This is a genomic window from Arenimonas oryziterrae DSM 21050 = YC6267, assembly GCF_000420545.1.
Classification (GTDB): domain Bacteria; phylum Pseudomonadota; class Gammaproteobacteria; order Xanthomonadales; family Xanthomonadaceae; genus Arenimonas; species Arenimonas oryziterrae.
Genome location: NZ_ATVD01000003.1, coordinates 449233 through 469142 on the forward strand (window position 1 = coordinate 449233; position 19910 = coordinate 469142).

The 19910-nt window shown below is 67.7% G+C and carries 11 protein-coding genes; 5 read left to right on the top strand and 6 right to left on the bottom strand.

Features of this window, described 5'->3' with window-relative positions; all coding sequences use genetic code 11:
- Window positions 1-103: 103 nt before the first annotated feature.
- Window positions 104-949 (bottom strand): NYN domain-containing protein, encoded by an 846-nt coding sequence (locus G467_RS0110435; protein WP_022969687.1) that lies wholly within the window; start codon window positions 947-949, stop codon window positions 104-106.
- Between the two features lie 81 nt (window positions 950-1030).
- On the opposite strand from G467_RS0110435, the gene G467_RS0110440 reads away from it, so the two are divergent.
- Window positions 1031-2158: a DNA alkylation repair protein gene (locus tag G467_RS0110440; RefSeq protein ID WP_022969688.1), complete on the top strand. Its 1128-nt coding sequence runs from the start codon at window positions 1031-1033 to the stop codon at window positions 2156-2158.
- Window positions 2159-2241: 83 nt separating this feature from the next.
- On the opposite strand, the gene G467_RS0110445 is transcribed toward G467_RS0110440, so the two are convergent.
- On the bottom strand, window positions 2242-4296 hold the full coding sequence (locus tag G467_RS0110445; protein ID WP_022969689.1) for a M13 family metallopeptidase: 2055 nt from the start codon (window positions 4294-4296) through the stop codon (window positions 2242-2244).
- 145 nt (window positions 4297-4441) lie between these two features.
- Here G467_RS0110445 and G467_RS0110450 point away from each other — a divergent pair, with 145 nt between their 5' ends.
- The 3 genes from G467_RS0110450 to G467_RS16335 all read left to right on the top strand — a co-directional run bounded on the left by G467_RS0110450 (window position 4442) and on the right by G467_RS16335 (window position 7301).
- Window positions 4442-5833 carry an SPFH domain-containing protein gene (locus G467_RS0110450; protein ID WP_022969690.1) on the top strand — a complete coding sequence of 464 codons (1392 nt, stop codon included), beginning with the start codon at window positions 4442-4444 and terminating at the stop codon, window positions 5831-5833.
- A gap of 94 nt (window positions 5834-5927) precedes the next feature.
- Window positions 5928-6797: a putative metal-binding motif-containing protein gene (locus tag G467_RS0110455; RefSeq protein WP_022969691.1), complete on the top strand. Its 870-nt coding sequence runs from the start codon at window positions 5928-5930 to the stop codon at window positions 6795-6797.
- A 33-nt stretch (window positions 6798-6830) separates the two neighbouring features.
- Window positions 6831-7301 (top strand): putative metal-binding motif-containing protein, encoded by a 471-nt coding sequence (locus G467_RS16335; RefSeq protein ID WP_022969692.1) that lies wholly within the window; start codon window positions 6831-6833, stop codon window positions 7299-7301.
- A gap of 9 nt (window positions 7302-7310) precedes the next feature.
- On the opposite strand, the gene G467_RS0110465 is transcribed toward G467_RS16335, so the two are convergent.
- Window positions 7311-8186, bottom strand: coding sequence for a hypothetical protein (locus G467_RS0110465; RefSeq protein WP_155844869.1), 876 nt, complete (start codon window positions 8184-8186; stop codon window positions 7311-7313).
- 220 nt (window positions 8187-8406) lie between these two features.
- On the opposite strand from G467_RS0110465, the gene G467_RS0110470 reads away from it, so the two are divergent.
- Window positions 8407-11205: an EAL domain-containing protein gene (locus G467_RS0110470; protein WP_026802581.1), complete on the top strand. Its 2799-nt coding sequence runs from the start codon at window positions 8407-8409 to the stop codon at window positions 11203-11205.
- 12 nt (window positions 11206-11217) lie between these two features.
- Here the strand turns inward: G467_RS0110470 and recD are convergent, their stop codons facing one another.
- The 3 genes from recD to recC are packed head-to-tail and all read right to left on the bottom strand — an operon-like array spanning window position 11218 to window position 19900.
- Window positions 11218-12987 carry an exodeoxyribonuclease V subunit alpha gene (recD, locus tag G467_RS16340; RefSeq protein ID WP_022969695.1) on the bottom strand — a complete coding sequence of 590 codons (1770 nt, stop codon included), beginning with the start codon at window positions 12985-12987 and terminating at the stop codon, window positions 11218-11220.
- Window positions 12984-16598: an exodeoxyribonuclease V subunit beta gene (recB, locus tag G467_RS0110480; RefSeq protein ID WP_022969696.1), complete on the bottom strand. Its 3615-nt coding sequence runs from the start codon at window positions 16596-16598 to the stop codon at window positions 12984-12986. Before recB ends, recD begins: the two co-directional genes overlap by 4 nt.
- On the bottom strand, window positions 16595-19900 hold the full coding sequence (gene recC, locus G467_RS0110485; RefSeq protein ID WP_022969697.1) for an exodeoxyribonuclease V subunit gamma: 3306 nt from the start codon (window positions 19898-19900) through the stop codon (window positions 16595-16597). The genes recB and recC overlap by 4 nt, the downstream gene beginning before the upstream one ends.
- Between the last annotated feature and the right edge of the window lie 10 nt (window positions 19901-19910).

The following is a 19910-nucleotide window of genomic DNA, read 5'->3' on the forward strand; positions in this document are numbered from 1 at the left end:
ACGCTCACCGGCCTCCCCCTCACGCCCGCGCCCCGAGTCGCCGCATGTGACCGGCTTGGTCGGGTCGCGGACGCGAGGGGGAGGCCTCTGCTGAAGCGAATTTTCAGGGCTTCAATGCACGCACATAGATTGCTTTTGCCGGAGTATCGGCGGAGCCGCGCTCCTGCAACTCGAACAAAGCGGGGTGCGCCTTCAGCAAGTCCCGAAGTTTCTTGTGCCCGTAGAGCCGCGCGTCGAAATCCGGGCGGATCTTGTTCAAATAGCTGCCGACGGTACCGAGAAACGCCCAACCCTGATCGTCCGAGCCTTCTTCGATCGCTTGCCGGATGAGGCCGGCAGGCAAAGGATGTTTGCCAACGGCGATCGGATTCGCGATTGGCGTTTCGATCTTGTCAGGTGCTTTCGGTTTGCCCGCCACCGCCTTTTTCGCGGGAGCGGGGTTGGGCGTGGGCTTGGCGACTGGAGCAGGCACTGCGGCGACTTCACTGCGCAACACCTCCGTATAGACAAACTTGTCGCAGGCTTGCACAAATGCATCCGGCGTCTTCTGTTCACCAAAGCCATAGACGAGCAGGCCTGCCTCACGCAGACGCTGCGCCAGGCGCGTGAAATCGCTGTCGCTGGAAACCAGGCAGAAGCCGTCGAAACTCCGCGTGTACATCAGATCCATCGCATCGATGATCAGCGAACTGTCGGTCGCGTTCTTGCCGCTGGTGTAGGCGAATTGCTGCACGGGTTGAATCGAGTGCTTGAGCAGGGCCTTCTTCCACTGCGTCTGGTGAGTTGAGGTGAAATCGCCATAGATGCGCTTGACACTGGCGACGCCGAACTTGGCGATCTCCGCCAGCAGGCCTTCAATGACGCTGGGCTGGGCGTTGTCGGCATCGATGAGCACGGCGAGACGGCGATGATCCTGATCGGACGCCGAAGCGGCAGGGCGTGTCTTCATGAGCAAGGCTCCCGGGGGTTTGCCAGTCACGCTATCAGAACCCGGCGCCACGGGTACCAAGAGCTCGGGTATCGTTGCCCCATGTCCGAACCCTTCAAGAACCTCATCAATCCCGCACGCATCCGCGAAGCCGGTCATCACCTCGCGCGCGTCTGGCCGGCGTTCGATCGCCGCCGTTTTGAAAAACTCGCGCTCGCGCAGCTCGACACCCTGGAGTTGAAGGCACGCGCGATGCAGATCGCCGATGCGCTCGAGGCGACGCTGCCCGAAGAGTTCTCGCAAGCCGCGGACATCATCGAAGCCGCGCTCGGTCCGGCGGGCGAGGGCGATGAGCTGGGTTTTGCGACGTCGGACGCGGGGCTGGCCGGCTGGATCTGCTGGTCGTTGGGTGAATTCGTGGCGCGCCAGGGGCACAAGCATCCGAAGCGTGCGTTCGCCGCATTGCATGCGCTGACGCAGCGCTTCAGCGCGGAATTCGCGATCCGTCCGCTGCTGTTGCAGCATCCCGAGCTCGGCTACCAGACGCTGGAGCAATGGACGCGCGATCCCAGTGCGCATGTGCGTCGCCTCGCGAGCGAAGGCAGTCGGCCGCGGCTGCCCTGGGGCTTGCAGCTCAAGCCGCTGATCGCCGATCCGACGCCCAGCCTGCCGCTGCTGCGCGCGCTACAGGACGACGCCAGTGCGTACGTGCGTCGCAGTGTCGCCAATCATCTCAATGACATCGGCAAGGACCATCCCGAGCACGTGGCCGACTGGCTTGATGCGCATCTGCCCGATGCCGGCAAAGAACGCCGTGCGCTGCTGCGCCATGCGAGTCGCAGTCTCATCAAGCAAGGGCATCCGCGCATCCTCGCGGCGTGGGGCCTGGGCGCGCCGTTCAAGGGCGAGGCTGCGCTGACGATCACGCCCAAGCGCGTGCGCATCGGCGGCGAGGTCGTGCTGACACTCAGCCTCACGTCCCGCGCGCGCAACGCGCAGACACTGGCGATCGACTATCTCGTGCACTACATCAAGGCCAATGGCCAGAGCAGTCCGAAAGTATTCAAGGGCTGGCAACTCACGCTCGCGCCCGGCGAAACCCGCGTGCTCACGAAAAAGCATTCGCTGCGGGTGATCACCACGCGGGTTTACTACCCCGGGGTGCAGCGGGTGGAGGTGCAGGTGAATGGGAAGGTGGTCGCAGAGGCGGAGTTCGTGCTGCAGCGTTAGCGGCGTGCGACACCCGCTTTGAGGCAGCAAAAAAACGGCCACCGCGAGGTGGCCGTTCTCGTTCCTGAATCAGCAAAGGCGGATTACCAAATCCGCACCCGCGCCTCCGGCGCCAGATACATCCCGTCGCCCGGCTTCACGTCGAACGCGTCGTACCACGCATCGAAATTGCGCACCGGTCCGTTGAGGCGATACTGCGGCGGCGAATGCGGATTCGACTTGATGAGGTTCACCAGCGCCTCATCGCGGTACTTGCCTTTCCAGATCTGCGCGAACGCCAGGAAGAAGCGCTGATCACCGGTCAATCCGTTGATCACCGGCGCGGGCTTGCCCTTGAGGCTCAGGTGATAGGCGGTATAGGCCATCGAGAGTCCGCCCAGGTCACCAATATTCTCGCCCATCGTCAGTGCGCCGTTGACGCAGGTGCCTTCGAGCGGGCAGAAACCGTTGAACTGCGCGCCGAGGGCTTTGACGCGGGTTTCGAATCGCGCGCGGTCGTCGTCGGTCCACCAGTTGCGCTGGATGCCGGCGAAGTCGGACTTGCTGCCCTGGTCGTCGAAGCCATGGCCGATCTCGTGGCCGATCACCGCACCGATGCCGCCGTAGTTCACGGCCGGATCGGCGTTGAGATCGAAGAACGGCGCCTGCAGGATCGCGGCCGGGAACACGATCTCGTTGAAGGTCGCGTTGTAGTACGCATTCACCGTCTGCGGCGTCATCGACCATTCGTCGCGGTCGGGCTTCGTGCCCAGGCGCGCGTTCTGGTCGTCGGCGTAGTAGCGGCGCATCGCCATCGCGTTCGCGATCAGATCGTTCGGCACGATGGTGACGGCGTCGTAGTTGCGCCACTTCGTCGTGTAGCCGATCTTCGGACGGAAGGTGTCGAGCTTGTGATAGGCCTCGGCCTTGGTCGCGTCGCCCATCCAGTCGATCTTGCCCAGGTTCTGGCGCAGCGCGACGCGCAGGTTCGCGACCAGCTGGTCCATCGCGGCCTTGGCCTCGGGCGTGAAGTACTGCGCGACATAGACCTGGCCGACGACATCGCCCAGACCCTGCGTGCCACCGACGAGAGCGACACCGCGCTTCCAGGTGTCGCGCTGGGTCTTCTGGCCGTTGAGCACGGTGCCATTGAATGCAAACGCGGCGTTGTCGATCTCCTGGCTCAGCAGCGGCGCGTGGTTGCGCACGGCATGGAAGGTCAGGTAGTCGCGCCAGACGCTCAGCGGCGTGTTGTTGACGACCGCGAGAATCGGACCGACGGCACTCGGCGTGCTGACATTCACTTCTTTCGGCGCACCCAGGCCCTGGGCCTTCGCCATTGCCGCCCAGTCGAAGCCCGGGTACAGCGTATTGAGGTCGGCGAACTGCGTGAGGTTGTAGGTCTTTTCGCGATCGCGCATCTGCGCGCGGTCCCAGGTGTTCTTCGCCAGTTCCGTTTCCAGCGCGAGAATCGCCTCGGCACGCGCCTTGGCATCGCCTACGCCGGCAAAACCGAGCATGCGCTGGATGTGCTCGACGTATGCGGCGCGAATCGCGACGAAACGCGGATCGGGATTGAGGTAATAGTCCTTGTCGGGCAGGCCGTAGCCGCCGACGCCGAGACCGACGAGGTAGCGATCCGGATTTTTTCGGTCCAGGCCCACGCCCATGCCAACCGGCGCGCGCGTGCCGTCGACATCGGAGGTGCCGAACGCAGTCACGAGCTCTGCTTTCGTATCGATGGTGGCAATTCGGTCGAGCAGCGGCTTGAGCGGCGTGATGCCGGCGGCATCGCGCGCGGCCAGGTCCATATAGCTCGCGTAGTAGTCGCGGACTTTCTGCTGGTCGCTGCCCGGCGCGAGATTCGTCTTGCGGCTGATGCCTTCGATGATGTCGCGGCTGCGTTCTTCGGCCTCGTCGGTGAGCGCATTGAACGAACCGAAGCGCGTCTCGTAGTCCTTGAGCTCGTAGGTGTCGAGCCAGTGGCCGTTCGCGTAGCGATTGAAGTCATCGCCGGGCTTGACCGAGGTGTCGCGGGCACTCAGGTCGACGCCGAAAGTACCGAAGGTCGGGGCGGGTTTGCCGGCGGGCGGGGCCGCGAAGGCGAGCGGCGAGCACAGGGCCAGGGCGAGACTCAGGGTGAGCGGCGAGAGCTTCATCGGGGACTCCGGGAGCAGGGACGGGACGGCGGAAGCTCCCGACCTTAGCGCAACCGTGGCCGCGTGCAAGGGCGCAAGGTCATGGCCTCCGGACGGTCATGGGAACCCTATACTGGACGTGCAACCCACCGTTCCGGATGCCGTCATGCCCTTCACCAGTTTGATCCTCCTCGGCGCCGTCATCGTCGCCGTCATCGTCTTCGTGATCCTGTTTTTCTGGGTCGTCGCGCTGCGCCGCGTCGTGCCGGTCAACGAAGTGCATATCGTGCAGAGCCGGAAAACTACGATCTCCTACGGCAAGGGATTCGAAAGCAATACCTATTACGAGTGGCCCTCGTGGATTCCACTGATCGGCCTGACCAAGATCATGCTGCCGGTGTCGAACTTCGCGATCGACCTGCCCGACTACGCCGCCTACGACAAGGAGCGCGTGCCTTTCCTCGTGCACGTGATGGCGTTCTTCCGCATCAGCGATTCCAACACCGCCGCGCAGCGCGTGGCGTCCTTCGACGAACTCCAGCACCAGCTGACCTCGATCGTGCAAGGCGCCGTGCGTACCGTGCTGGCTGGCCACGAGATCGACCAGATCATGCTCGACCGCAGCCGCTTCGGCGAAGCCTTCACCAAGGAAGTGCAGCCGCAGCTCGGCAGCTGGGGCGTGGAAGCGATCAAGAACATCGAGCTGATGGACATCCGCGACTCGAAAGAGAGCGAGGTCATCCACAACATCATGGCCAAGCGCACGTCCGGCATCGAGCGCGAATCGCGCCTGGTCGTCGCCGACAACACCCGCCAGGCCGAGATGGCGGAAATCGCCGCCAAGCGTGAAATCGAAATGGCGCGCCAGCTCGCGGCCGAGCAGGTCGGTCTGCGCACCGCGGAAAAGGACAAGAACGTCGGTGTCGCCAACGAACAGGCCTCGCAGCAGGTGAAAGTGCAGCAGCGCGAGACTGCGGCCAAGGAAATGGACGTGGTGCAGGTCAAGAACGTGCGCGGCGCGGAAATCAGCAAGGAGGTCGCGGTCATCGCGGCCGGCCAGGCGAAGGAAGTCGCGATCGTCGACGCCGAAGCGACCAAGCAGGTCGCGATCGTCGAGGCCGAGGGCAACAAGCAGCAGACCGTGCTGACCGCCGAAGGCAAGCTCGAAGCGGCCAAGCGCAATGCCGAGGGCATCGCGGTCGAAGGTACGGCGCGCGGTTCGGCGGAAACGGCGATCCTGATGGCGCCGGTCGATGCGCAGATCAAGCTCGCGGAAAAGATCGGCAGCGACAAGGGCTACCAGGATTACCTGCTGGGCATCCGCAACATCGAGGCGACGCAGGCCGTCGGCCAGGCGCAGGCGGAAGCGTTGAAGACCGCGCAGGTCAAAGTCATCGCGAACGCAGGCACGCCCGGCAAGGGCCTGGCCAATGTCATGGACCTGTTCTCGGCCGGCGGCGGGACTGCCGTCGCGAGCATGCTCGAAGGCCTCGCCCAGTCCGAAGAAGGCCGCCGCCTGCTCGACAAATTCACCAACAAACCCGACAACACCCCGTAGGAGCCAGCTTGCTGGCGACCCGTCCCCGCCCTGCCATGGTGCCCCCCGAAAAACGGGAGTAATCTCCGGCCCAGTCTCTCCCTAGGAGGCGGCCATGAAGACCCCGGAACCGGGTTGGCGTGTCAGGGCGGTGATCGGCGCGATGCTGATCCTCACCGGCGGATTCGCCGGGGCCGCGCAAGCACAGAATTTCGACTACACCGCGCAACTGCGCGGTACGTCGCGGGTGCAGGGCGCGGTCGTCGCCTCCGGAATCACCTGGCAATGCAGCGGTGCGCAATGCCGCACCCGCGGTCCCTGGCCGATACCTGGCCTGGGTGCGTGCAAGGCCCTCGCCGCGAAAGTCGGCGCCGTCACCAGTTACGGCCATCCCGGCGCGGGGCTCGCGCCGAAAATGATCGAGCAATGCAATGTCGGCGTGGCCGGCAGTCTGACCGCGGCCCCTGGCGCGTCGGTCATGAAGCCCGCCGTCGTGCCGATGCGTCCGGTCGTTCCCGTGACCACGCCCGCGCTCGATTCCGCGCGCCTGCGCACGCGGATTTCCCTGTTCGACAACCTGCAACGCGAGCGCGACCAGGCCGGCAAGACCGCGCAGGCCGCCTTGCCGCCCGCCATCGGCGCACTGGCGACCCAGCGCCCCGGCACCGCCGGCCTGCGCCTGCGCACGCCGCAGCGCGTGGTCGCCTCGCGCGGTGACGACTGCGACGATCGCGAGGCCACCGCGCATCCGGACGCCGCGGAAATCTGCGACAACCGCGACAACAATTGCGACGGCCGCGTCGACGAAGGTCAGACGCTGCGCTTCTATCTCGATGCCGACGGCGACGGTCACGGCGATCCGGGTCGCATCGTCGATGCCTGCCCGGCCGACCAGCGCAGTTATGCCGACAGCGGCCAGTGGCTGGTGCTGACCGGCAACGACTGCAACGACGCCAATCCCGACCAGTGGCACGACTGCCCCTAGTCGCGCGAGCGATCCCGTGAGGAGGATTTCGCCATGACCCGTGTCCATCACCCCCGCTGGCTGCTCGCGCTGTTGGTGCTGGTGCTCATCGTGCTGTTCCCGGCGAACTCGCGCGCGCAGGTGTGCACCTCGGACGTGCAATGCCAGGACGCGTCGTTCTGCAACGGCCACGAGACCTGCGATCCGCGCAATCGCGCGGCGGATGCGCGCGGCTGCCTGGCCGCGTACAGCACGGCCTGCGCGGTGGAAGAGGGGTTTGTCTGCGATGAAGCGTCCCGTAGTTGTTCGGGCGGTCCGGTCGATGCCGACCACGACGGCGAAGCCAGCATCGGCACCGGCGGCCTGGACTGCGACGACAACGATCCGCAACGCGCGCCCGGTCACCCGGAAATCTGCGACGCGGACGGCGTCGACGAAGACTGCAACACCGAAACGCCCGGCCATCGCGACGCCGACGGCGACGGCCACGACGACGTGGCCTGCGTGAACTACATCGAGCGCTGACCGCCGGCGCTAGTGCCAGGTCCCGTCGGGGTAGACGAGGATTTCCCGTTCGCGGCCGGCCACGGGTTCGCGGTCCGGGCCGTTATTGGCGCAGTTCTCGCGCTGGACACGCGCCATCTCGCGCGCGAGCTCCAGCGCATTGGCCTGGGTGTCGCGGTCCTTGTCGCCCGTGTCGGCCGCGAGCGCCAGTTGGATCGTGCCGCAGGCACCGTAATTGTCCACGCGCATCTGCGGCACCAGGCGGGTCACGGCGGCGTCGACCTGGGCGTTGAAGTCCTCCGCGTCCATCGCCGCGACGGGCACCGACGCGCGCACCTTGATCAGGAACAGCTGGCTGTAGAACACGTACGCCAGCGATCGCGCCGGCACCGTCTTGCGCGTGAGGCTGAGCAGGCATCGGCGACCGTCCAGGGTCGGCGAAACCGTGGTCAGGCGGATCAGTTCGTTGTCGAAGTCGCTGCCGGGCGGCGCCTCGTGCGGGTCGTCGAGCCGACTGCCGATGGGCGCAGGCACGCTGAACGAGGTGATGTCGCCGAACTGCACGCCGGCATACTCGCCGCTCTTCTCGAAATGTCGGATCGCCTGTTCGACCTCGTTCATCGCCGCCGACAGCGCGTCGGCCGCGGGACTGCGGCCTTTCGGATACACATAGATATTGAACTGCAGGGCCGCCGGTGCCTGGGCCAGTGCGTAGTCCAGCGAGACGCCGTTTTCCCATTGCGCCGGATCGTAGTGCGCCTCGCGCAGGCGATGTCCGGCGTGCTCTTCGGGAAAACTCACCACGCTGCGGTCGATGAACTGCCGGCCCTGGTCGGCGGCGGCAGGTTTTTCGGCGCAGGCCAAGGGCGACAGCACCAGCAGCATCAGCGCAACAAGAGAACGCATGCGACCTCCGGGGTCTTTCGACTCCGGAATACTACGCGCCGATCCGTGCGTCCTGCACGATCGGCGAAGAAAGTGTGACGACGTTATCGGGCATGCTGCCTTGCCCCGTGAGCCGCGGTAGACATTGCTGAACCGCATCCGCAAAAACGGGCCGCAGACCCTGCTTTTTGCGTTGGATATGGAGGATATTCCGAGCACCCCCCGAGCGGACATCGGTATTTTGGACGCTGGCTTCCTCACTGCCGTGCTGCAGCATTCCACGCGTCGTGCGCTGATCGCGTTCGACCGGGACGGCGAGCTCATGGCCTGCAACGACCGTGCGACGGAATTGTGGACGCCGACCCTGCGCGCCTTGTTGCAACCGACGCTGCAAAGTTCTTTTGCGCAGTTGCGCGAGCATCCCGAGCGCAGCATCACTTGCGCACACGAGGATCTGGAGTTCCGCCTGCTGCCCGTGGTCCATGCCGGGCGGACCGAGGGCTTTATTCTCAGCCTGCTGCCGGTGCAGGAGATCGAGCCGGCCGACGACACCTCCGAGCGCGTGCGCTGGCGCTACGCGCTGGAGAACGCCGAGGATGGCCTGTGGGACTGGAGCGCCGACGACACCAGCGCCGAAGGCGGTCGCGTGTACCGCTCGCCGCGCTGCCTGACGATGTTCGGCTATCCGCCCGACTACCTGCACGACACCGTCCACGCCTGGAGCGAGCTCGTGCATCCGGCCGATCTGGAGATGCAGAAGAACGCGATCGGCCAGCATCTGGCCGGCAACCGTTCGACCTACAAGGTCGAATACCGCATCCGCGATTTCCATGGGCAATGGCGCTGGGTGCTCGATCGCGGCAAGGTCATCGAATGGGCGACCGACGGCCGACCCAAGCGCGTGGTCGGCACGCATACCGACATCACCGACTACAAGGATCTGGAGCTGCGCCTGCGCGAGCGCGAGCTGCTGCTCGACGAGGCGCAGCGCATCGGCAAGATCGGCAGCTGGGTGTGGGATGCGGCGAGCGACATCTTCACCTGGTCCGACGAGCTTTACCGCATCTGCGGCTGGCCGATGGATCAGCGTCCGCCGCGCTGGGCCGAACACGCCGCGCTGTTTACGCCCGAGTCGTACACGCGCCTGACCACGATGGTCGAGGCCGCGATCAAGAGCAACGGCTCGTATCAGCTGGACCTGGATCTCGTGCGGCCAAACGGCGACCGTCGGCATGTGGAAATCGCTGGCGAAGTCATGCCGCGGGTCGATGGCCACGGCCTGCGCCTGATCGGCGTGGTGCGCGATGTCACTGAAGAGCGCCGGGCGACGGAAACCGCACGCTGGCGCAGCAAGCTGCTCAACCGTATCGCGGCGATGGGCCGCATCGGCGGTTTCGATCTGGCTCTCGCCACGCGCGAATTCCAGTGGACCGACGAGAACTACCGCATCCACGGCATCGAACCGGGCACGCCGGTCACCCTGGATACGCAGTTCGAGCATTACGACGACGAGTCGCGCGAACGTCTGCGCCTCGCGCTCAAGCGCATGGTCGCCGGTGAGAGCACCGACGAAACGGCCGAAGTCAATTTCATCACGCCCGACCAGCAGCGCCTGACCCTACGCCTGACCGCGAGCGTGGAAATGCACGAGGGCCGGCCCTACCGCATCACGGGTCTGACCCAGGACATCACGCGCGAACGCGAAGCGGGCCAGCGCATCGAACAGCTCGCGCACTTCGACACGCTGACCGGCCTGCCGAACCGCTTCCTGTTCCGCCAGCGCGCGGACGAGGCGATCTCGGTGGCCAAACGCGCCAACCTGTCGCTGGCCCTGCTGTTCGTCGACCTCGACCGCTTCAAGGATGTCAACGACACGCACGGCCATGCCGCCGGCGATCAGTTGCTGCAGGAGATTTCCGGACGCATCAAGGCCTGCGTGCGCGGCAGCGATGTGGTCGGCCGTCTGGGCGGCGACGAATTCGTCGTGATGCTGTGCGAGGTGCGCAAACCCGAAGACGCCGCCCTGGTCGCGGACAAGATCATCGCCGCAGTCAACGAGCCGGTTGCCCTGCCCGATGGCGAGGTGACCGTCGGCGCGAGCATCGGCATCGCCCTGCTCAACGAGGGCACGGTCGATCTCGAGGCGCTGATGCGCGCCTCGGATGCGGCGATGTATGCGGCCAAGCAGTCGGGCCGCAACGGCTACCAGTACTACAACGACGCGTTCTACGAGCGCATCCAGCGGCGCGTGCAGCTGGACAAGGAACTGCGCCTGGCACTGACGCGCGACCAATTGTTCCTCGTCTACCAGCCGACCGTGGCGCTCGGCAGCGGCACCATCCAAAGCTTCGAGGCGCTGCTGCGCTGGCGGCGCGGCAATGGCGATCTGTGTTCGCCGGTGGAATTCATTCCGGTCGCCGAAGAAAGCGGCGAGATCGTGCCGATCGGCCGCTGGGTGCTACGTGAGGCCTGTCGCCAGGCGGTGGTCTGGCGGCATACCGGACTGCCGTTCGAGCGCATCGCGGTCAATGTCTCGGCCGTGCAACTGCGCGATCCCGAATACGCCACGCAGGTGCTCGCGATCTGCCAGGAAACCGGTTGGGCGCCCGAACACCTCGTGCTCGAACTCACCGAGTCGGCGCTGATGCGCGACAACGAGGCGCTGCGTCGCACCTTCACCCTGCTCGAAAGCTATGGCGTGCGCCTGGCGGTCGACGACTTCGGCACCGGCTTCTCGAACCTGCACTACCTGCACCGCTTCCCGGTGCAGCATCTGAAGATCGATCGCAGTTTCGTCAGCCAGATGCTCGGCGACCTGCAGGTCACGGTGCTCACGCAGGCAATCATCCATCTGGGTCACGCGCTGGGGCTGACGGTCGTCGCCGAAGGCGTGGAGACCGATCAGGCCCTGCAGGCCCTGCGCGCACAGGGCTGCGACGAAGTGCAGGGCTATCTGCTCACGCCGCCGCTGCCGCCACCGGAACTCGAGGCCTGGGTGCGCGCACGCGCGGGCGGCGACGGGTTGCAAGGCGCCGCGTAGGCGCCCCACACCTCAACGCAAGCGCGCGGCGAGGCCGCTCCAGCGCTGCGCGCGGCGCTGCAGGCCTTCGCGCAGGGCCGGTTCGCTCGCCCACAGCGTGACGTGTTCGCGGCAGCGGGTCAGTCCGGTGTAGAGCAGTTCGCGCGACAGCACGCGTGCGCTGCGTTCGGGCAGGGCCAGGAACACGCGCTCGAATTCCGAGCCCTGCGATTTGTGCACGGTCAGCGCGAACGCTGATTCGTGCGCGGGCAAGGCCGCCGGCAACCACGCGCGCGGTCCGCCGTCGGCATCGAACCACACGCGCAATGACGGCTCGCCGGATGCGTCGTCGTGCTCCTGCCATGCGATGCCGATGTCGCCGTTGAAAAGACCATGGCGATAGCTGTTCTCGGTGATGAGCACAAGGCGGCCGTGGAAAAAGCCGCTGCCGCGTCGCGCCGGATCCAGCGCAGCGGCGATCTGCCCATTCAGGGTCTGGCTGCCGGCGGCGCCTTCGCGCACGGCGGTAAGCACGCGGAACTGCCGCGCTTCGGCCAGCGCGCTGGCGACATCGGGCGCGTCGGCGACCCGCCGGAATGCCGGCACGGCGGCCGCAAGCACGGCATCGGCGACGGCGCGATCACTGCCGTTGCGCCAGCTCACGCCGCGAAACGCATCATTCGCCAAGCCGCTCATGACCGCCTCGACCTCGCCGTCGCGCACGCGCGCGGCGAGTGTTGCGACGTCCACGTCCGCGCGCTGCCGATGCGTCTGCGTCAGATGCACGCGGGTTGGTCGCCTCGCGGGTGGGAGATCTGCGATCTCCGAGGCATCGCAGAGCGCAGCAAGCACATCGCCGGTCTCCACCGACGGCAACTGGTCGCGATCGCCGATCAACAGCAAGGTCGCGGTCGGCGCGACGGCTTCCACGAGTTTGCACATCAGCGGCAGGTCGATCATCGAGGCTTCGTCGACGATGACCAGGTCCGCCGGCAGCGGATGCGCGGCATCGTGGCGAAAATCCGTGCTGTCCGGACGCCAGCCCAGCAGGCGATGCAGGGTTCGTGCCTCCGGCGCGAGTTGTCGCGCCGCGTCTTCGCTCACGCGACCCTCGGCGACCAGGCGCGCCAAGGACTCGCGCACCGACTCCGCGAGTCGCGCCGCCGCTTTACCGGTTGGCGCCGCCAACGCGATCGTGGGAGCGGCGCCCGGGAAATTCTCGGCGAACACGACCAGGGCGCGCGCGACCGTCGTGGTTTTGCCTGTGCCGGGACCCCCGGTCAGCAACAGGAAATGCTCGCCAAGCAAGGCACGCGCGGTTCGCGCCTGCGCCCCGGCGACGTCTTCGGGAAACAGTTGCGCGAGTCGCGCATCGACGGCCGCTGCCACCGGTGTCGCCGTCGTCGTCAGGCGATGCGCGATCGCCTCGGCCAGGCGCACTTCGTAGCGCCAATACCGCCGCAGCGACAGCGCCTCGTCTTCGAGTACCAGTGGCGTGACTGGACTGGCGCAGACGCCCGCGACAGCCAGGGACACCCACGGCGAGCCATGCAGCACCGCCAGCCATTCGTCGTGCGGCGGCAGCTCGGGCAATGCGCGCTCGGCGCCGATATCGAGCAGAAGTTCCGGCACCAGGGCCAGCGGCAACTGACTATGCCCCTGGGCGATCGCACGGCTGCACAATGCCGCGGCGGCGAGCACGAGGTCGGGCGTGTCCGGGCGCAGACGGCGCAGGCTCTCGCCGAGCGCATGATCGACCGTGCGCAACCAGCCGCCGCGATACAGCGCGAGCAAGAGGCTCATGCTTCGATCTCCGCGCGCTGCGAGAACAGGCGATCGAGTGCCTCGATCAGGGCCGCCGGCAGGTCCACCGCATGGATGCCGGGCGAGTCGGCGGCGAGCGCGTCGAGTCCGCGACAGAAGAGGTATCGCACGCCGCCCAGATGTCGCTCCGGCGCATAGTCCGTGCCTAGGCGGAACCGCAGCCAGCGATGCAGGGCCAGCGTGTAGATCACGTACTGCAGGTCGTACTCGCTGTCGCGCACGGCCTGGGCCAGCGTGGCCGGCGCGTAATCGCGCAACTGGTTCGATTTGTAGTCGAGCACGTGGTAGCGCCCGTCGAATTCATAGATCAGGTCGATGAAACCGGTCAGCAGACCTTCGAGCTTGCGGCGCGCGCCGAAGGTCTGACGCTCCGACACCAGCCCGTGGGCATGCAGCCGCGCGAGGAACGCAGGAATCGCGGTCGGGGCAAGCGCGAGATGAAATTCCATTTCCGCGCGCCGCGCACCGGCCGGCAGCCGCGCCAGGCGCGCGCCTTCGGGCAGGCGCACATTGAGGGTGTTCGCCACCAGGGACGTCAGCAGCGGCACGCCTTCGGCGAGATCGTTCTCGCCAGTGTAGCCCTGTTCGCGCAAGGCGCCTGCCAGCAGCTCGAACTGGCCTTCGGGCGGCAACGGCGCCTGCCAGTCGCGCCAGGCCACGACGTCCGCCAGCTCCAGGGCCGTATGCAAGGCATTGCCGAAACGCGCGCCGGCGAAACGCGAAGACGCGGGTAGCGCCGGCGCCTCGCTCTCGTCGCTCGCGCCGCGTTCTTCGGCGCCGCTGTCTTCGCGCGTGAGCTGCGAAAAGCTGTAGATCCACCAGTCGCGATCGAGCGTACGCCGGGCGATCGCGGCCGCGGGCACCGGCGCGCTCGGCCCGACTGGCGGCGCGACCGGCGATCGCGTCGCCGGTGCGGGTGCGATCGCGACGTGCAGCGCGTTCACATTGAGCGCCTCGGCGCGCGCGTGCCACGCCGCCAGACGCAGCGCGATGTTGTTGTCATCGATCTTGCCGACGGTCTCCGCGTCCGGCGCGCGATGCAGCAACCAGGCGAGCGCCGTCTTCTCCGCGTCTTTCGCCGGTCCCCAGGCGATCCAGGTCGCCAGGCGTGCGCGCGTCAAGCCGACGTAGAGCAGGCGCAGATCCTCGGCGCGCTCTTCCTCGGCATCGCGACGCAGCGCGTCGCCGCCCTTGTCCGGATACAGGAGGCTGATCCGTCGCGTGTCATCGTGGTAGCTGGCCATCGCGGGAGTGCGCGTGCGCCGGCTGTTGCCGCCCGTGGCGAGGAACGGCAGGAAGACGAGATCGAATTCCAGGCCTTTGCTCTTGTGCAGCGTGAGGATCTTCACGCGCTCGGCGTCGGACTCCAGGCGCAGCAGTTCGCCTTCATTCTCCGCATCGGCCTCGCGCAGGCGACGATCGAGCGCGTCGGCGAGACCAGCCAGCCCCAGCGCCGCCGCGTCGGCCTCCTGCAGGGCTTCGGCCAGCTGCAGATAGTTGGTGAGGCGACGCTCGCCATCGCGCAGGCCCAGCAGGCGCGGCGCGTTTTCCGCGCACAGATCGTTGATCAGGGCGAGCGGACCGTGCCGCTCGGTGCGCTCACGCCAGTGTTGCAACCGGTCCTGCCAACGCCGGTGCGCGGCTTCGTCGGTATCGAGCGCGGCGATCGCGAGTGCATCGAGTCCGAACAGCGGCGCGGCGAGCGCGGCCCGCAGGCGCGCCTCGTCGCCGGGTTCGTTCAAGGCCGCAAGCAGCCAGCGCAGATGCCGCGCCTCCTCGGTCTGGTACAGGCTGAGCTTGCCGGCCGCGACGCTGGGGATGCCCGCTGCCGCGAGCGCGCGGCGCATGCGCGCCGCATCGTCATGACGCTCGACGAGGATGGCGATGTCGCCGGGCCGCACGCCCTGGGTCGTGCCGTGTTTGCCGGTGCGCAGCAGGCGACCGGCGGCGCCGTCGACGAGCAGATCGCGGATCGTCGCGACGCAGGCCTGCGCGGCCGCCTCGCGCGCACCATCGATGCCGGAGCCGGTCGGCTCGAAGCGCAGCGCCGTGAGCGCGGGCACGATCGCGCCGTCGTGCAGGAGATGGCGGTCGTCGGCCTGGTCGCCGGCGAGCACCGGTTGGAAGCCGATGCCCGCCTGCGCGAACGCGCGCGGACCGGCGAGATCGAACAGCGCCTGCACCGCCGCGAGCATCGCCGGCCGCGAGCGATAGTTGTGCACAAGCGAATGTCGTTGTGCGGGTGTCGCTGCGCGCGCCGCCGCGAGATAGGTGAACACGTCGCCGCCGCGGAAGCGGTAGATCGCCTGCTTAGGATCGCCGATGAGGAACAGCGCGCGCATGCTGTCGTCGTCCGCATAGGGCGGAGCGAACAGACGCCGGAAAATCGCCCACTGGCGCGGATCGGTGTCCTGGAACTCGTCGAGCAGGGCGACGCGGTATTGCGTCTGCAGGCGGGCGGCGAAACCTGCGCCCTGTGGTCCGTCCAACGCGTCAGCGACACCGCGGATCATGTCGTCGAAACCAAGCAGGCCGCGCTGCTGCTTGAGCGTGTCCAGACGCGCGCGCGCGAAGGTCACGGCCTCATGCACCAGGGCGATGCGGCGATCGCGTTCGACTTCCTCGACGAAATCGCGCGCATCCGACCAGCGCTCGATCGCAACGAACACCGGCGACTCGGGCGTGACCTGCTTCTTGTTCGTGGCGTCGGCCAGTTTGCTCTGGCCAAACTTGCCGAGTTTGTCCGGATCGACAGGCGGATCGTCTTCGGACTCGGTCTGCGCCCAGGCCCGCAGGCTGCGCCAGACGGCTTCGAAGGTCGGTGCCTTGATCTTGACGCCGCTGAGTACACCGCTGGCGATCGCGTCACGCAGCCTGTCGCCGGCCTGCTCGCCCTCGCTGATCGCAGCGCGTTGCAAGGCCCGTCGCGCCAGCGCGAGCGCCTGTTCGGCGCCGTCATCGCGCGGCGTCGGTTCGGGCAGGAGCACGTCCACGGCCAGCAGGCCGCGCAGGCTGTCGGCCAGTGCCGCCGGCGCTTTCCAGATCGCACGCAGACGCCGTGCCGTCGCTTCCTCGCGTGAGCGCAGGCGCCAGAAGTCGGTCGCGACTTCCTCGCGCAGCGCGGCTTCATTTTCGATGAGCACGCGTTCGATCAGCGGCTGTCCGGCTTCGAGCGCATGGTCGGCGAGCGCGCGCCGGCAGAAGCCGTGGATCGTGTGGATCGGCGCGAGGTCCATGGCCGCGGCCGCGGTGCGCAAGCGCTGGCGCAGCGGCTCGCGGCCTTCGCGACCGATCGCCGCGTCGAGCAGCCATTGCGTCGACGCATGCGCCGGATCCGCGGCGGCTGCTTGGCCGTCGAGCAGGGCGAGCGCGAGCAGCAGGCGTGCACGCAGGCGTTCGCGCAATTCCTTGGTCGCAGCCTCGGTGAAGGTGACGGCGAGAATTTCCGAAACCGGCAGGCGCTGCTCGATGATCAGGCGCGCATGGATCGTCGCGAGTGTGAAGGTCTTGCCCGTGCCGGCGCTGGCTTCGATGAGCTGCAGGCCCTGCAGCGGCACCTGCAGGCCGAGGTCGGTCGCGACGGCGCTCATGGCGGCGCTCCCGGGTCGCCGGCCAGCGCGGCGAACACCTCGAGCGCAGCGCGGCGAAACGCCTCGGCCGCGGCGCCGGACGGATCGTCGAGCGCATCGTCAAAGGGATCGCGGCCGCGCAGGGCCAGGCGCACGGCATCGCTCTCGCCTTCGCCGTAGCCCTGACGAGAGAGCCACTGCTCTTTCGCCTGCGACCAGCCGTCGCGGCCCGCGCGCGCGGCTTCGTACAGCACATGCGCGGTGCGCGGCATGAACGGCAACACCTGCGTTTGCGCCAGTCTATGCAGGGCGACCAGTGCGCGCAGTCCGGCGATCGCAGCGGCCGCCGGCACCGGCGAAAGTTCTTCCGGTTCGCCGCCGCGCATCATCCGATGGATCGGTCGCGTTTCGCCGAGCGCGGCCCAGACGAGCGCATCAAATTGCAGGCCGAGCAGAGAATGGCCTTGCGCACGGCTGGCACTGAATTGCAGCAGGCCGGTGTCGTGGATGTCGGCGAGTTCACCGCGAAGGATCGTGTCGCCCAGATCGAGGGCATACGTGCGTACGCGTCCAGGCCCTTGTGCCCAGCCGCGCCAAGCGGCAGCGGCGGGCGCGAGTTCGGCGAGGATCTGTTTCAGTTCGACCTCGCCATCGGCGCCCGGCGCGAGCCGGCCTTCGGCGAGCAGGCGCGCGCGCAGACGATCGGCGTCGGGCGCGGCGTCGCGCGCGAGCTCGGTGAAGACGCGCTGCGCGAGCGCCTGCGTGCGTCGACCGTCGTCCTCGCCCAGCGGCTCGGCGTCGGGCAGAGCCTCTTCGGAAGCGTCCAAGCGTAGGCCCAGACCCTGGCGCAGATACGCGCGCGGCGGGTGTTTGAGCGTGCGCACGATGTCGTCGCGCGTGAGCTCGGTCGTCGTCGCTGCGAGCGCGGGCAAGGGCGCAGCGAATGCGGGCAGGTCGGTGAGCGTCGCGGTCGTCGCGTCCACCGACGGCCGCCAGTTCGCGCGGTAGCTCAGGCGGCGCGCATCGCCCTGGCCGAATGCGGCCGGCGAAAACGGCTGCAAGGGATGGTCGACGATCAGCTCCCGGCGCGCGTTCGCGGCATCGGCGAAATACTCCGAGGCCGCATCGGCGAGTTCGGCGACCACGACCGAGGGCGGCAGGGCTTCGCCGCTGCGCGGATCCTGGCCGAGATAGCTGACGTAGAACACGTCGCCGGCAGCCGCGAACAATTGCAGGAACAGGCTGCGGTCGTCGTCGCGGATCGAGCGGTCGCCGTGCTGACGCTGCGCGGTGCCAAGCACGGCAGCGAGCCGGTTGAGACTGCCGGCGGGATCGCGACGCGGGAATTCGCCGTCGTTCATGCCCAGCAGACAGATCACCCGGAACGGAATCAGGCGCATCGGCACCATCTTGCCGAAGGTGACGCCGCCGCTGAGCCAGGGCTGGCGCGTATCGTCGGCGGCCAGCGCCGACTGGAACCACGCGCGCATCACCGGCGCGGGAATTGGCGCGTCAAGCTGCGCCGCCTGCACTTGCGCCGCGAACGTCGAGATCAACCCGCGCAGCCACTCCAGCGTGCGCTGGTCGGCCGGCGCTGCCGGGCGTTCGGGGAAAATATCGAGCAGCATCTGCGACAGCCGCGTCTGCCAATCGCCGGCGCGGTGATCGCCCTGCAACTGCCGCTGCCAGCGCGCGAACGCGCGCAGACCTTGCAGCAGAGAATCGAGCGTCGCGACGGCGCCGCCTTCGAGCACGGGCAAGGGCGCGACGCCCGCGACGGTGTCCGCCTCGCCGACAGCGTGACCGAGCAGCAGACGATCGATCGCCCAGGCCCAGGTGTAGGCCGCGTCCTCGGGCGCATCGAGCGCGAGGCGATGCGCGGCATTCAGTCCCCAACGCGCGCCGGCCGCGTGCAGCCAATCGCGCAAGCGGTCGAAATCCGCGCCGTCCAGTCCGAAGCGCTGCGCGATCGCTGGTACCGCCAGCCACTCGAGGATCTCGGTGGCGGTGAAGCGTGCGTCGGGCAAGGCCAGCAGTGTCGCGAAGGCTTCCGCGAGTGCCTGCGTGGCGAGCACGCTGCGGTCGCCGATCGCGTACGGAATCGCTAGTGTGCCCTCAGCGCCGCCGAACACCGCGGCGATCGCTGGCGCGTACGCATCGATATCCGGCGTGAGCACCGCGATATCGCGCGGTTGCAGGCCGGGGTCCGCGTCCAGCAGCGCGCGCAGTTGGTCGTGCAGCACCTGCACTTCGCGCAGACGCGTGTGGCAGTTGTGAAACTGCAGGCTGCGCTGACCGGCCGCGAGCGGATCGAACACCGGACGCTGCACGTCGCCGCGTCGCGTCGGGGTCGGTCGGCGCGCGAGCAGATCGCGCTGCAGTTCGTGCAGCAGGCCGGGCCGGTCGCTGGCATCGGGCGGCACATAGATCGCCTGCTCCCAGCTCGGATGCGCGGCTTCGTAGGAAAACAGCAGCTGCACGAAATCGCGGCTGGCGGCACCGTTCGCGCGCAGCAGCGGGTTTTCGCGATCGGCAAAAACCGCATCGGCATCGTCGCGCAGGCGCTCGCGCGCACCGCGCAGATCGCCCCACCAGCCGGCGACCGGCGAGACGAAGAAAAAATGCAGGCTGCCCGCGCGCGCCGTCGACGCGATCACGCGCAATACGTCCGGCGACACGTTCTGGCAGGCGAACGCGAAAACGCGCGGCGGCAGACCGGCCGGCGCCGGCGAATCCTCGTCGCCGAAACGCGCGAGATAGGCCTGCAGACGCGCGGCGCGGTGACCGAGCCCGCGCGTCGCCCGCCGCCACAGTTCGGCCTGCCAGTCGTCGCGATCCGCGCCCGCATCCCAGCGCATCAACCACGCCCGTCGCCAGGCCTGGTATTTCTCGAACACGCCGGCGAGTTCGCCCGCGAGCGTCCACGCGGTCAGCCGGCGATCGCCGCCGGCCAGAACGGCCCGCAGCGGCGCGAACACCGGCGCGGCCATCGCGCTGGCATCGTCGAGCACGGCCCACAGCCGCCAACGCAGGGTCGCGGCATCGGCCACGGCCAGATCGTCGGTCTGCGGCAGATTGGCGTCGAGCGCGCGCGCGACCAGTTCGCCGGGCGTGAGGAATTCCAGGTTCGCGGCGATGCCGTGCCGTTCGGCGAGGGTCTTCTGCAGCCAGCGGCGCATCGCCGGCTGCGGAATCACGATCGTGTCGGGATCGAGCAGGGCGCGTCCGGGCACGGGCCGGGCGAGCTCGGCGGCGAGAATGCCGGCGAGCACGTCGAGATCGTTGCCGTGATACAGGCGAAAGTCGGAAGGGGCCGAAGGCATGCGCCCATGA

Bases quoted from the DNA above. Each gene is read 5' to 3' on its own strand.
- G467_RS0110445 (WP_022969689.1), bottom strand. From the start codon at position 4,296: ATGAAGCTCTCGCCGCTCACCCTGAGTCTCGCCCTGGCCCTGTGCTCG.
- G467_RS0110440 (WP_022969688.1), top strand. From the start codon at position 1,031: ATGTCCGAACCCTTCAAGAACCTCATCAATCCCGCACGCATCCGCGAA.
- recD (WP_022969695.1), bottom strand. From the start codon at position 12,987: ATGAGCCTCTTGCTCGCGCTGTATCGCGGCGGCTGGTTGCGCACGGTC.
- G467_RS0110455 (WP_022969691.1), top strand. From the start codon at position 5,928: ATGAAGACCCCGGAACCGGGTTGGCGTGTCAGGGCGGTGATCGGCGCG.
- G467_RS0110450 (WP_022969690.1), top strand. From the start codon at position 4,442: ATGCCCTTCACCAGTTTGATCCTCCTCGGCGCCGTCATCGTCGCCGTC.
- G467_RS0110435 (WP_022969687.1), bottom strand. From the start codon at position 949: ATGAAGACACGCCCTGCCGCTTCGGCGTCCGATCAGGATCATCGCCGT.
- recB (WP_022969696.1), bottom strand. From the start codon at position 16,598: ATGAGCGCCGTCGCGACCGACCTCGGCCTGCAGGTGCCGCTGCAGGGC.
- G467_RS16335 (WP_022969692.1), top strand. From the start codon at position 6,831: ATGACCCGTGTCCATCACCCCCGCTGGCTGCTCGCGCTGTTGGTGCTG.
- G467_RS0110465 (WP_155844869.1), bottom strand. From the start codon at position 8,186: ATGCGTTCTCTTGTTGCGCTGATGCTGCTGGTGCTGTCGCCCTTGGCC.
- recC (WP_022969697.1), bottom strand. From the start codon at position 19,900: ATGCCTTCGGCCCCTTCCGACTTTCGCCTGTATCACGGCAACGATCTC.